This is a genomic window from Methyloversatilis sp. (assembly GCF_030696805.1).
Lineage (GTDB): Bacteria > Pseudomonadota > Gammaproteobacteria > Burkholderiales > Rhodocyclaceae > Methyloversatilis.
On sequence record NZ_JAUYRO010000103.1, the window covers coordinates 1 to 13,230 of the forward strand.

The 13,230-nt window shown below is 58.7% G+C and carries 8 protein-coding genes; 4 read left to right on the forward strand and 4 right to left on the reverse strand.

Annotation, left to right across the window (positions count from 1 at the left end):
• Nucleotides 1–77 precede the first annotated feature (77 nt).
• Nucleotides 78–902, reverse strand: a complete 825-nt coding sequence (locus tag Q8R75_RS17015; RefSeq protein WP_305626807.1) for a radical SAM protein — start codon at nt 900–902, stop codon at nt 78–80.
• A gap of 5 nt (nt 903–907) precedes the next feature.
• On the reverse strand, nt 908–1,195 hold the full coding sequence (gene hxsD, locus Q8R75_RS17020) for a His-Xaa-Ser system protein HxsD (protein ID WP_305626805.1): 288 nt from the start codon (nt 1,193–1,195) through the stop codon (nt 908–910).
• Nucleotides 1,196–2,371: 1,176 nt separating this feature from the next.
• Here hxsD and Q8R75_RS17025 point away from each other — a divergent pair.
• From Q8R75_RS17025 to Q8R75_RS17040, 4 genes are read left to right on the forward strand one after another with little or no spacing between them, the layout of a single operon-like run.
• Complete coding sequence (locus tag Q8R75_RS17025; RefSeq protein ID WP_296809751.1) at nt 2,372–3,061, forward strand: Tn7 transposase TnsA N-terminal domain-containing protein; 690 nt, start codon at nt 2,372–2,374, stop codon at nt 3,059–3,061.
• A complete protein-coding gene (locus tag Q8R75_RS17030) occupies nt 3,058–5,034 on the forward strand; it encodes a Mu transposase C-terminal domain-containing protein (RefSeq protein WP_305626803.1) in 1,977 nt (658 codons plus the stop codon). The genes Q8R75_RS17025 and Q8R75_RS17030 overlap by 4 nt, the downstream gene beginning before the upstream one ends.
• A 15-nt stretch (nt 5,035–5,049) precedes the next feature.
• The gene (locus Q8R75_RS17035) at nt 5,050–5,976 is read left to right on the forward strand and encodes a TniB family NTP-binding protein (RefSeq protein WP_296809746.1); all 927 of its coding nucleotides are present in this window, start codon (nt 5,050–5,052) and stop codon (nt 5,974–5,976) included.
• Entirely contained in the window at nt 5,973–8,198 is a 2,226-nt protein-coding gene (locus tag Q8R75_RS17040) for a TniQ family protein (RefSeq protein WP_305626800.1), read from the forward strand. Before Q8R75_RS17035 ends, Q8R75_RS17040 begins: the two co-directional genes overlap by 4 nt.
• A 771-nt stretch (nt 8,199–8,969) precedes the next feature.
• On the opposite strand, the gene Q8R75_RS17045 is transcribed toward Q8R75_RS17040, so the two are convergent.
• Both Q8R75_RS17045 and Q8R75_RS17050 read right to left on the reverse strand, forming a co-directional pair.
• Nucleotides 8,970–10,190: a ribonucleotide-diphosphate reductase subunit beta gene (locus Q8R75_RS17045; protein ID WP_305663803.1), complete on the reverse strand. Its 1,221-nt coding sequence runs from the start codon at nt 10,188–10,190 to the stop codon at nt 8,970–8,972.
• Nucleotides 10,191–10,348: 158 nt separating this feature from the next.
• Nucleotides 10,349–13,201 carry a ribonucleoside-diphosphate reductase subunit alpha gene (locus Q8R75_RS17050; RefSeq protein ID WP_305615825.1) on the reverse strand — a complete coding sequence of 951 codons (2,853 nt, stop codon included), beginning with the start codon at nt 13,199–13,201 and terminating at the stop codon, nt 10,349–10,351.
• Nucleotides 13,202–13,230: the final 29 nt, after the last annotated feature.

Sequence of the window (13,230 nt, forward strand, 5' to 3'; positions counted from 1 at the left end):
CACCATCGCCTGCTCAGCTCCATCGGCTACATTCCGCCAGCCGAGGCAGAGGCGAACTACTATCAGCAACTCACCCGTCAGGCCGACCTCGTGCCGGCCTGACTTAACCCAACGGGCCTCCGCGAAAGCCGGGGCGGTTCAGACACGCGATCATACCCAACGATTTCCCGAGCCGCTTGTAGGTTTGCGACAAACCGTTGGTAGCTATCTTTTCCGGGGCGGGGGCGGTTTTTGTTGTGAAGATCGCTAGGACCGTCTAGTGATACCGAGAGCAGGATATGATTGTCTCGGCAATACTCGAGAATCTCGGTGGTTGCCAGCGACAATGTGGTAGCAATCACAATTTCAAGATCTCGTCCCTCTGCCGCCGCTCGCACCTTTGCCTTTGATACGATATAGCGGATTAGATCGAAATTGAGCAGAGGCTCTCCACCCTGGAACTCGATCTTGACCGCCTTCGACGGAGATCGGAATACCATATCCAGAGATTTATCGGCCATCTCCAGGGTCATGTCAAAAGCCCCTTTGTCTTCTGACTGCCGGGAGACTTGACAATACTGACAACTATGATCGCACCTTAGCGTGGTGACGAACATATGAAGATTCGTGAAGTTCTGAAGTCGCTGATATCGGGTGCGTGTCTTCAACGCCAGTAATTCAGCTGATGCTTTGTCTCCTTTCTCAGCGATCAAGTGTTTCGCTCGAGCATCCGTATAACTTGGGTGAGAAGGAGCAAGGCGCTTATTTACGAGATCATCGAGCGTACTACGATCTACGATCAATGACTCCCCGACCATATTGGTGGCTAAATAGCTGTCACCCTCAAGCCGCGTAAAGTTGAAGGGCAATAGGTCGTAGGCGCCAGTAGCCGCAAAAGACTCTGGCGGTAAAAACTTGCTCATGGGTCTTACACCAAGCCGGTGCGAGAAAAGGCGTGGGCCAGTATCAGGTGGCGAATGGATTCTGTTTCTTTTGCGATTCGGGCACGAAGATGCTGGTCCAGCACCTCCTTACGGAAGTCCTGAATCACTCCGTCAAGGTCATCGACCTCTTTATCGAACTGCAAAATGCAATCGATGGAGGCCTCTTTGACATTGAATCCAATGCTGAACTTGTCAATGTAGCGGTATGCCGCCCTCTGAATCGTTTCGAGGCTGTAGGCGGCAGGATCAAACGAGATCACGCGCTCTAACACTTTTAGTAGCCCGATCGATGTGAGGAGTGCGATCGATGTGAGGAGTGCGATCGATGCGAGCGATGGTAGGCCATCATCTGACCAGTGTCGGCCCGCTTCAGAACAAAGTCGAAAACCTCCCCGTCCGAGTGGATAGCCACGGTCTCGGTAGTGCCAATCAGGTTGAGGACGTGATTATCAACGGACGGGGCGTAAGGCACCGCCAGATCCGTCCCCTTAGGCGCCTGCTTAGCGTAAGCGGAGAGAATCCCACTTGCTAACAGAGCAACGGGCACGAGAAACTTATGTGATTTTTTCACACGCTCTCCAGCCAAAGATCACTGCCAAGGCAAGAATTAGAACCCCGATCGATGCGAACTATGCGAGCTGTGCGACGCGTGAGACGCATGTGATTGATGCCAAGCCATCATCTCGCCAGAAGCGGCCCGCTTAAGAATGAAAGAGTAGTTGTCATCACCAGCTCGAACCAGTTGCTCCCCACCATGAGTGAGTGCAAGGGTCGTTGGTGCGTCAGTCAGGCCGGCCGCGACAGGGGTACTCGAAGGCTCCGTGTTCTCGATAGCAGCACTCGCGTACTGATTCGCTATGGCTGCAACAAGGCCAGCAACCGGCACCAAGAACTTGAACTTCATTTCTATCCCCCCTAAAACCGCTTCGGCCTACTGCTCTACGTTAGCATAAATCAATTCCGGTTAATGTTGTACCACCACGCCGGTACTCTTCTAAATACTCTGCGCACGAGAGTTCGAGGAAGTGGCGCTCTATCCGGGGTTCCTATAGTTCATGACGGCTCATGTGCCTGTGCAGCGCGCCCGCTAGATCGTTCAATGCCACGTCCAGTGCTTCGGCTTCGGTCGCTTGGATATGGGTGCGGCGGATATAGGCGCCAGGTAATCCCTCATTGCCCCCGCTCGGGTGCAGGTGGGGCAGACGCTTACATCCAATGATGCACCGTCGGGGAAGTGCAGGCATCAAGTTGGCTACGCTCCTGATGGCAAGAACCGCCCCCGAATTGAACTAAAGCTCAATAGTTGGACGGTTGCCGTGCGCCAACTAGGTGGCGTTGCTCAAGCGGTACCTCACTGGGCTTTGGCCGCTCAACTTTAGCTTGGAGCACAGCACGGGGCGGATCCACCGACTGCTCCGCGTCCTCAAGGTCGGACATCGGGTTCCGTAATGTGGAAGATGCGCCACGACCAGATTGCTTCCAGCAACCTCACCACCGCCCCGCCGCAGCCGCCGTCTAAGACTCCTGCTCGGAAGATTGGCAGAGGGCGCCCCGGCGTCCACATCGTCCAGTTCCCGTCGGAGAAGAACCAACGAGTCATCCCTGTAGAGGGCCGGCTCGAGGCAGACATGTGCCTGCTTCTTGAGTTTGACCCCGCAATCAAGAGCTACAGGTCACAGCCGCTGACCGTTCGACTTGAGGACGAGCACGGGCTGTTCAATCACACGCCTGACTTTGAAGTTCAACCGACGGGGGGACGCGCCTTCCTGCTTGAGGTGAAGCCGCACGCACGAGCCTCTCAATCGTTTCGGGCTCAACGCATCGAAGTTGCACGGCAACACTTTCTCGGTATGGATCTCGAGTACGTGCTTCGGACAGAGCGCCATATCCGTATTGAACCTCGCATCACTACTCTGAGAAATCTGTACGGCCGCGCCCGAACGGTATCCCGAGAAGGACTCATCGATCTCTTGGCGCTATTGCCTAAAGACGGCTCGCCAGCAACTTTGAAGGAAATCGCAGCCCAGATGCCCAGCAACCTCGGGCACATCGGACGGGGTCTCCTTGAGGGGTGGGTAGAGGTGGAACTGGAGAAGCCAATTGGTCCGAATTGGCTTGTGTGGAGACGGCCACGATGAGCGCGCTGGCGAACCAAGAGTTCAGGCCGCCCAAGGTAGGCGAGCGCTATCTCTATTCGGGATTCGAGTACGAGGTGCTGCGGATTGACCAAGCGGTCGTCACCATCCGCGGCGTAAACGCGAAACGACAAAGCGATATCCCATTGCTGCGCTGGCAGGACCTCGCTGCACGGGGACGAATGACAGCGCTTGTCGAGCATGCAGAGTGGCAAGATCTCTACCGTAACGCCGCAAACCTCACAGACAAAGAAGCGACGACACATCAGCGCCGCCTCGCCTATGTGCAGGCATTTGAACGTGAGCTTCTCGGACGCGCGCCAACCGAGCTTGGACTCTTACTGATCAAGAGGGTCGCAGAGGAGCGGTCGGAAAAACCACCCTCCATCTCCCGCGTACGGTTCTGGCTTCGTCAGTATCGAGAAGCCGGGAAGAATCCGTTGGCCCTCATCACACGAGAGCATCGGACTCGACAGCGTAAGCCCCGCATGAACCACACGGTGATCGAGCTTACCCAATCGATCCTCCGTTCAACCTTCCTCGATGACCGACGCCCAAGCGCACAAGCGATCTATCACCTGCTGTGCGCGGAAATTGAAGGCGAGAATCTCAAGCGAAACCCTGAGGATAAGTTGCGCGCGCCCTCCCGCGCGTCGTTTTACCGGACGGTCGCGACCCTGGACGCTTACGACGCTGACTTGAATCGCCACGGAAAGCAGTACGCGAAGCGCAAACACCGCCATGGCGTGCGTATCCATCCACCTTCGATGGTTCTGGAGCGCGTCGAGTCTGATAGCAACTACGTGGATCTGATCGTAGTGGACGAGAACGGCGATCCGATAGGTCGGCCTGTATTGACCGTTCTTATCGACATATTCAGTCGCTGCGTTCTGGGGTGGGATCTCTCGTTTGTGCCGCCTTGCGCCGCAAAAACCCTCCGCGCATACAAAGACGCCCTTTCTTCGGAGAACGGGCGCCTCGCAGGCGGCGCTCCGATTGAGCTCATCGTAGATGGCGGCCCCGAATTCAGAAACAGCAGCCTGTTCCAAGTGGCAGAGCGATTTGGTACCTCTGTCCGCATCGTTTCCCCGCGGGAGCCCAACGAAAAGCCTCATGTGGAGCGGTTCTTCCGCACCATGAACACCACGTTCATTCACCTCATGCATGGAACGACCCGTTCCTCTCCACAGGATCGAGGTGACTACAGGGCCGTCAAGAACGCGTGGATTCAACTCGAGGAATTGCGCGAGCGATTCGCGGCCTGGCTCGAGCAGATCTACCACAACTCCCTGCATTCCGAGCTCGGGATACCGCCGTCAGTCGCGTGGAAAAAGGCGACTGAACTCGACACGCCTACACGGTATCGCGACGAAGGCTTGGACATGGTTTGCCGCAAGTCGGTTGAGCGCGCCATTTCCGGTGGGCGAGTGCAGCTCTTCAATTTGTGTTGGACAAGCCCCGCCCTGCCGGATCTGGCGGCAAGACTCGCACAGCATCCGGAGAAGGATCGAGTGACAGTTCTCTACGACGAGACCGATCTCGATCATGTGTTCGTTGTGGATCCTGAAGATTCCACCCGGCTTGTCCGCGCAGATCCCGTAGATGCGCGTTACCAAAAGGGGCTCACGTTTACTGAGCACCAGGCGGCCACCACTGCGCTCAAGGCTGCGGGCAAGGAAGCAACGAACACCATCCTTTTGAACCAAGCGCGCAAGCGCCTTTGGGACGAGCTCGATCTCTCGACGACGAAAGCCCGAAAGCGATTTGCTCGGATGCAGAACGAAAAGATGGCAAGTCGTCTCCGCGCCGCGGGAGACCAGGGCCAGCTCGCATCCGATCCGGACGCGAGCGCACTCCCCTCCGAACAGACTAACCTTCTGGAAGCAACGCTACCCTCTTTTGAGGAGAGCAAGCCTGGCCAAAGCACCGTCGAGGATATTTGGGACGAAGAAGGCGACATCTTCAAGTCCCTCTGATCGAGAACGACCAACATGAAACTGGAAATGCTGCCAACCGGTCTCGAGGCCTTTCGGGACGTGTTCTATCAACACGATGAGGTGCTGAAGTGCCTCGAAGCTTTCAACGAAGTCCTCCGCTTCAATGACGGCCGACTCGAGCCGGTATCGCTTGCCATAAGTGGCCGCGCCGGCACTGGCAAGACAACCCTTTGCAACCACTTGCTCGCGCAACACCGTATCCAGACACAGGAGGAACCCGAGGGCATCCGACGGGTGATTCCGGCGTTCTACCAAGCGGTGCCGGGGGTTGCGACGATCAAGGACTTGGCGCAGAAGCTGCTGATTCGCCTGCAGGTGACAGATCTTTCCGGGAACCGTACGCAGCTGACCGAGAGACTCGTTCAGAACCTGAAGACGTGTCAGACGCGCTTCTACATCCTTGACGAATTCCAGCACCTCGTAGATCCGAAAAAGGAGAAAACCCACGCAACCGTGCGGAACTGGGTCAAGGATCTGATGAACGAGTCCAAGGTGCCCATCATCTTGGTCGGGACGGAAGACCTGTTGCCACTTCTGGAAGGGGATGAGCAGATCGAACGGCGATTTCGACGCAGATGCTCCCTTACAGAGTTCAGCTTGAACAACGACTACCTCAAGGTTCTCGTGTTCTTTGTGAAACGTCTAAAGGACCATTGCTCGTTGCAACCAAGCGCTGAATTGAAGACGCCCCAATTCGGTCAGCGCATGTACGCAGCCACTGCCGGCAACATGTGCGCCACAAAGGATCTATTCGTCGAAGCGGCCGACCTCGCACTTCGTGGCAAGAGCGCAGAAATCAGCGGTGTGCACTTCAAGCAAGCCTTCGAACGCATCCAGATAGCTCGGGCGCTGGTTCCGGAAGGCCTCAACCCGTTCACCATGACTGAAGACAGCCTCGCACTATCTAGAAAGCGCCGATGAACTATCTGCCGCTGCCCATTCCTGGCGAATCGCCCCTTAGCGTCGTGCTCCGCTGTACGGAAGAGAACGGATACTCTTCGGCAAGCAAGTTCATCTACCGGTTGATCAAGAGCCCCGCTCAATCTGTTCTGTTTCGGAGCGGTCATTTCGCGAAAAAAATCGTAGAGCTATATCCGGAACGCCTTCAGGCGCGACTGCTCGCCTGCTTCTTTCAGGAACTGCCTAGCATATCTTCCCGCAAGCCGGTCCGGATTCTGAATGCGGAATTTCCTGGGGATCTGATCCGGTTCTTCTATCAGCCGGTTTGTCCTCGATGCGCAGCCGATGGCTACTATCGTGCGGAAACCAGCGTTGCGCTCTTCGAGTACTGCGCCAAGCACGGCCAAAAACTGATTCGTAAGTGTCCTGAGTGCGAATCTCTATACGGGCCCGGGCAGCGCGGCATTGATCAGTGCAGCTGCAAGGCCAGGATATCCAGCAATCCCGGCTCCAGAGCATTCGCCTTTGGTGAGCGAAGGCTGTACCGAGCCATGGAGGATGGCGACCAAGCCTGGGTGTCCCGCCTGCTGGCGTTCGTACGCGTTCTCGAGATCGAACGGGAACCCGACTACGTAAAGCGTTCGAAACTGCTCGCCTACGCAGCACTTCTTGCTACGGACGTCGACCGTGGAGTCCGCGCATTCGCGCGGCACCAACAAAGGCGCTATCCGCACCTACTACCCCGGGTTTGGCTCGCTCGTTTGCTTGCTATCCACTCCCCAGCGAGGCAAGCAGCCGAAGATCTTGCCCAACGCCTCTCCCGTGACTACGACATCTCTTGCGCAAGGACAGTCCCGGAGGGGGTCGCGGACGAAGACCTGTTGCTACTTTTGGACAGCAGAGCTGCTTCTGCTGTCCTGGGCATCACGCCCAACACACTCACTAGTCTGAGCACCGCTCAAATCCTGAACCGCATCGAGCGCAGTTCAATCATCAGAAATCGGTATGGCAGTCACGAGATATCGTCCTTGATGGCGAGGCTTGCGAAGAGCAGCCGTTCAGAGTGCCACGGATCTGACGAGCAAACGCGCACTCAGGCATATGCGGATGAGTTGGCTGAAATGAATGCGGGCGCCCGAATCGTCGATCGATTCAACATTGCTCAAGGACTGCCGTCTTTGAGGTCAATCAAGATTAAGGATGTGCAGGGAGCTCTGCCTTGCAGTGCCCGCGTTGCCGTACCGTGGGCCAACTTGGAGGAGTCTGGGACTGCAGAGAGCCAAGCGAAGGATAAAAAGCTCATGGGCTTGCAACAGACGGCTGAGCGCCTCCGTACCTACCCTGAAGCTGTGCGACGGATAGAAAAGACCCGACTGCTCTCCCGCCACGTCCCGTCCGGTGAGAAAGCTCGGCAACCCATGATGTTCGCCGCTAGCGACGTGGAGGCGTTCGATAGACAGTATGTGTTCGTGGGCAGCCTCGCAACGCAGTTGGCTACCGGAGCAACCTCACTATCCGACAAGCTTGCGGCTGTGGGGGTCCATCCGGTATCCGGTCCTAGGGTAGATGGCGCCCTGGTCAATGTTTTTCGCCGTTCGGACATCGCCAAAGTTGATCTCCAACGCGTTAAGGCGCTCAAGGACTACCCCACCCGAGCAGGACGCAAGCCGGCAGGCAGCGTGACCTACGATCAAACGGTCTGGATGACGGCCGTCGAAGCGGCTGACGAGCTCGCCATGAACACTCAACAGATCGCAGTCTTACAACGTACCGGGCAGTTGCCTGCAGAAGTTCCGCCCAATCGAGAAGCGGACAACCGAAAGTACTTCCGAAGAACTGCCGTCAAGCGATTGAAGGATGAGTTGGCCTCACTTCGAACGATTGAATCCGTATCGTCAGAGGTCGGCTTAACGAAGCGAGAGTTCGTCGTTCGCTTCATTGACTCGGGCTTCATTGAGTGCGTGGCGCCGTTAGGCGAGCTCCGCGTCCAACAAAGCGACATTCCAAGAATTCACGAGAACCTGAAGCGATTCATGAGCGCAGCTCAGGCTGGCACGCTCTTGAATACGCATAGCCGATACCTGCTGAATGCAGAACGAAGCGGCAGGATCACGCGAGCCCCTGAGAAGGAAACCCAGATCCACGGAGTGGTACTGTTCCGGCGGAACGACGTGCTCCAGATGGCTAACGCGGGCGAGGTGCAGCCGATTCGTAGGGGGGTGTCGAAGCGGTTGAACGCATAGTTCCACGCCCCTGACAGTTCCACCGCGAACCGGGCGGTCACTTTCCAGATTCCCCGACACGCCCTACCAGCGTCAAACACGCGTTCACCCCCAAGAACGCGAAGCCCAAAATGCACGTACCTGGGCGACGCATGCGCCCCTGCGCGTCATCCCTCATCTCTACCCGCTGGACGACCTCACTCCCCACCACTCTTGTCTCTAACGAGACTCCACTTCTGTCTCAATCGTTAAGCGGCCCGAGGTAAAGCCGGTTTCAATGGCGGCATGTAGGCGAGAACCCAAATCCGTGCAGGGCGGCAGAGACACACTACTCTCGTCTTTAATGAGATATTTTTCTTGTCTCTAGTGAGACAGCTAAAAGACAGCAAGGTCGTGCTGGTCCGAGAGCACGCAACACCTTCCCGCATGAGAGCGCTCTTCAATCCAGCGGGAACAAGAAAAAGGGCGCCCGAAGGCGCCCTGAGGTGTGCGTTACCGTCTCTAATGAGACGTTATCGTCTCTAGTGAGATTGCTCTCGTCTCTAATGAGAATCTACGGACTTTTCTCGGCTCAGCACACTACTAAAACTGTCATGGCAAATGCGCTTTTCGCCGGTGCAGGCCTGCCAAGACCCAGTACTAGCGCGTGTCAAAAATGCCGCAAATCCGCTCCAGAAAAGGAAAAGGGCGCCCGAAGGCGCCCTGAGGTCTTTCATTATTGTCTCTAATGAGACGTTATCGTCTCTAGTGAGACTGCTCTCGTCTCTAATGAGAATCTACGATGTTTTGCAATCAATCCCAACTCAACGCCCCACCCGTCTGATATTCAATCACCCGGGTCTCGAAGAAATTCCTCTCCTTCTTTAGATCGATCATTTCGCTCATCCACGGGAACGGGTTTTCTGCCCCCGGGTAGAGCACGTCGAGACCGATCTGCTGGGCGCGGCGGTTGGCGATGAAGCGGAGGTATTCCTTGAACATGGCTGAGTTCAGGCCGAGCACGCCGCGCGGCATGGTGTCTTCGGCGTAGCGGTATTCGAGCTCGACGGCCTTGCGGAACAGGGTTTTGAGCTCTTCGCGGAATTCGATGGTCCAGAGGTGCGGGTTTTCGAGCTTGATCTGGTTGATCAGGTCGATGCCGAAATTGCAGTGCATGGACTCGTCGCGCAGGATGTACTGGTACTGCTCGGCCGCACCCGTCATCTTGTTCTGACGGCCGAGGGCGAGGATCTGCACGAAGCCGACGTAGAAGAACAGGCCTTCCATCAGGCAGGCGAACACGATCAGGCTTTTCAGCAGTTGCTGGTCGGTTTCGGGCGTGCCGGTCTTGAACAGCGGGTTGGTCAGCACGTCGATGAACGGGATCAGGAATTCGTCCTTGTCGCGGATCGACTGCACTTCGTGATAGGCGTTGAACACTTCGCCTTCGTCCAGGCCGAGCGATTCGACGATGTACTGGTAGGCGTGCGTGTGGATGGCCTCCTCGAACGCCTGGCGCAGCAGGTACTGGCGGCACTCGGGCGCCGTGATGTGGCGGTAGGTGCCGAGCACGATATTGTTGGCGGCCAGCGAATCGGCGGTGACGAAGAAGCCGAGGTTGCGCTTGATGAGGCGGCGCTCGTCGTCGGTCAGGCCGTTGGGTGTCTTCCACAGCTCGATGTCGCGCTGCATGTTCACTTCCTGCGGCATCCAGTGGTTGGCGCAGCCGGACAGGTATTTATCCCACGCCCACTTGTACTTGAACGGCACCAGCTGGTTCACGTCGGTGCCGCCGTTGATGACGCGCTTGTCTTCGGCGCGGATGCGGCGCATGCGGGTGGATTCGGTCTGGGCCGGTGCGGGGGCGCGCGGCGCGATCTGCAGTTCGGCGATGGGGGCCGTCATCGGCAGCGGCTCGGCATACATGTCGCGGCGTGGCGCGGCGCCCACACGAGGATTTTCGGTAGTGGCGGTGCGCAGGCCGAGGGCGGGTTGCGGGGTTTTCACGGGCAGGTCGTCTTCAAAACTCAGCATGGATGTTCTCTCCGTGGGCGGTGCGTGGAGCGACCGGCTTCTGGTTGATTCGGATATTCGGGGCGGACGTTGCCGGCAATTTTTTCTCAGTCACCCCCGGCCCTCACCCCCGGCCCCTCTCCCGCTGATGCGGGAGAGGGGAGAGGTCAGGCGCAGCGTCACTGGCAGGCTTCGCAGGTGGGGTCGTCGATGGCGCAGAATTTCGGCTCGGCTTCGCTCGGGACCGAATTCAGTTCGCCGCCGCGGCCGGTGGACTTTTCGGCGTGTGTGGCGCCCATGGCGCGCAGGTAATACGTGGTCTTGAGGCCGCGCAGCCAGGCCAGCTTGTAGGTTTCGTCAAGCTTCTTGCCCGAGGCGCCGGCCATGTAGATGTTCAGGCTCTGCGCCTGGTCGATCCACTTCTGGCGCCGCGACGCGGCTTCGACCAGCCATTTCGGCTCGACTTCGAAGGCGGTGGCGTACAGGCTGCGCAGATCGGCCGGAATGCGGTCGATGCGCGACAGCGAGCCGTCGAAATACTTCAGGTCGGCGACCATCACTTCGTCCCACAGACCCATCTTCTTCAGGTCGCGCACCAGGTGCTCGTTCACCACGGTGAATTCGCCCGACAGGTTCGATTTGACGAACAGGTTCTGGTAGGTCGGCTCGATGCTGGCATCGACGCCGATGATGTTCGAAATGGTCGCGGTCGGTGCAATGGCAAGGCAGTTGGAATTGCGCATGCCGTAATCGGCGATGCGGCTGCGCAGTGCGCTCCAGTCCATCGTGACCGAACGGTCGACTTCGAGGTAGCCGCCGCGCTCTTCGGCCAGGATGTCGAGCGAGTCGTGCGGCAGGATGCCGCGGTCCCACAGGCTGCCCTTGTAGCTGGCGTAGCGGCCGCGCTCTTCGGCCAGTTCGGTCGAGGCCCAGTAGGCGTAGTAGGCGACGGCTTCCATCGAGCGGTCGGCGAATTCAACCGCGTCGTCGGAGGCGTACGGCGTGCGCAGCTCGTGCAGCGCTTCCTGGAAGCCCATCAGGCCCATGCCGACCGGGCGATGCTTCAGGTTGGAATTGCGCGCCTTGCCGACCGAGTAGTAATTGATATCGATGACGTTGTCGAGCATGCGCATCGCGGTGCGGATGGTCTTGCGCAGCTTTTCGTGGTCGAGCACCTTGTTGCCCTGGCCGTCGTCCTTCAGGTGGGCGACCAGATTCACCGAGCCGAGGTTGCACACGGCGATTTCGGTGTCGGAGGTGTTCAGCGTGATCTCGGTGCACAGGTTGCTGGAATGAACCACGCCGACATGCTGCTGCGGCGAGCGCAGGTTGCACGGATCCTTGAAGGTGATCCAGGGGTGGCCGGTTTCGAAAAGCATCGACAGCATCTTGCGCCACAGCGCCACCGCCGGCATTTTCTTGAACACGCGGATTTCGCCCCGCGCGGCGCGCTCTTCGTAGCGGGTATAGGCCTCTTCGAAGGCGCGGCCGAACAGGTCGTGCAGGTCGGGGCAGTCGGACGGCGAGAACAGCGTCCATTCAGCGTTTTCCATCACGCGGCGCATGAACAGGTCGGGAATCCAGTTCGCGGTGTTCATGTCGTGCGTGCGGCGGCGGTCGTCGCCCGTGTTCTTGCGCAGTTCGAGGAATTCCTCGATGTCGAGGTGCCAGCTTTCCAGATAGGCGCACACCGCGCCCTTGCGCTTGCCGCCCTGATTCACCGCGACGGCGGTGTCATTGACCACCTTCAGGAAGGGCACGACGCCCTGGCTCTTGCCGTTGGTGCCCTTGATGTGCGAGCCCAGCGCGCGCACCGGCGTCCAGTCGTTGCCCAGACCGCCGGCGAACTTGGCCAGCAGCGCGTTTTCCTTGATCGCCTCGAAAATGCCGTCGAGGTCGTCGGCCACCGTCGTGAGGTAGCACGACGACAGTTGCGGCCGCAGCGTGGCGCTGTTGAACAACGTCGGCGTCGAGCTCATGAAGTCGAAGCTGGCAAGCAGTTGATAGAACTCGATGGCGCGCGCTTCACGGTTGATTTCGTTCATCGCGAGGCCCATGGCGACGCGCATGAAGAACACCTGCGGCAGCTCGATGCGGCGGTCGCGGATGTGCAGGAAGTAGCGGTCGTACAGCGTCTGCAGGCCGAGGTAGTTGAAGCGCAGGTCGTTGCGGTGGTCGAGCGCGGCGCCCAGCCTGGCGAGGTCGAACTGCGCCAGCTTCGGGTCGAGCAGTTCGGCTTCGATGCCCAGCTTGATGTAGCGCGGGAAGTAGTCGGCGTAGGCGGTGGCCATCGCGCCCTGCGACGTTTCTTCGCCCAGCACTTCGGCGCGGATGGTGTGCAGCAGCAGGCGGGCGGTGACGTAGCCGTAGGCGGGGTCGTTCTCGATCAGCGAGCGCGCGGCCAGGATGGCCGACTTGCGCACTTCGTCGACCGGCACGCCGTCGTACAGATTGGTCAGCGTGGCGTCGAAAATGGTATTCACCGACACAACGTCGCCCAGATTTTCGCAACTGTCCTGGATCAGCGTGCGCAGCGCTTCGCGGTCGAGCGGCATGCGGCGGTCGCCATCGACCACGTGCAGCACCGGCTGCTCGATCGACGCTTCGACCGCCTGCTGCTTCTGCGCGCGCTCGGCGGAACGCTTTTCGCGATAGAGCACATAGGCGCGGGCCACATCGTGTTCCGCCGAACGCATCAGCGCCAGTTCGACCTGGTCCTGGATGTCTTCGATATGGAAGGTGCCGCCGTGCGGCAGGCGACGCAGAAGCGCGCCGACGACCGCATCGGTCAGCGCGGCAACCTGTTCGCGCACACGCGCCGAGGCTGCGCCCTGCCCGCCATTCACGGCCAGGAAGGCCTTGGTCATGGCGATGGAAATCTTGGCTGGCTCGAACGCCACCACGGCACCGTTCCTGCGGATGATCTTGTAATCGGTGTGCGCACTGTGCGTGGCGGCCGACGACTCGAGGCTGATCTGGTCCGGCGTACCGGACAGTGAACGGTTGCTGCCGTGTTCGGCGGTGATTTGCATGCGTACATCTCCCTGGAGAACCGCAGCCA

What these genes read in the sequence shown, in the direction of transcription:
- Q8R75_RS17015 (WP_305626807.1), bottom strand. Translation starts at nt 902, where the DNA reads ATGAGCAAGTTTTTACCGCCAGAGTCTTTTGCGGCTACTGGCGCCTAC.
- Q8R75_RS17025 (WP_296809751.1), top strand. Translation starts at nt 2,372, where the DNA reads ATGTGGAAGATGCGCCACGACCAGATTGCTTCCAGCAACCTCACCACC.
- Q8R75_RS17030 (WP_305626803.1), top strand. Translation starts at nt 3,058, where the DNA reads ATGAGCGCGCTGGCGAACCAAGAGTTCAGGCCGCCCAAGGTAGGCGAG.
- Q8R75_RS17035 (WP_296809746.1), top strand. Translation starts at nt 5,050, where the DNA reads ATGAAACTGGAAATGCTGCCAACCGGTCTCGAGGCCTTTCGGGACGTG.
- Q8R75_RS17040 (WP_305626800.1), top strand. Translation starts at nt 5,973, where the DNA reads ATGAACTATCTGCCGCTGCCCATTCCTGGCGAATCGCCCCTTAGCGTC.
- Q8R75_RS17045 (WP_305663803.1), bottom strand. Translation starts at nt 10,190, where the DNA reads ATGCTGAGTTTTGAAGACGACCTGCCCGTGAAAACCCCGCAACCCGCC.
- Q8R75_RS17050 (WP_305615825.1), bottom strand. Translation starts at nt 13,201, where the DNA reads ATGCAAATCACCGCCGAACACGGCAGCAACCGTTCACTGTCCGGTACG.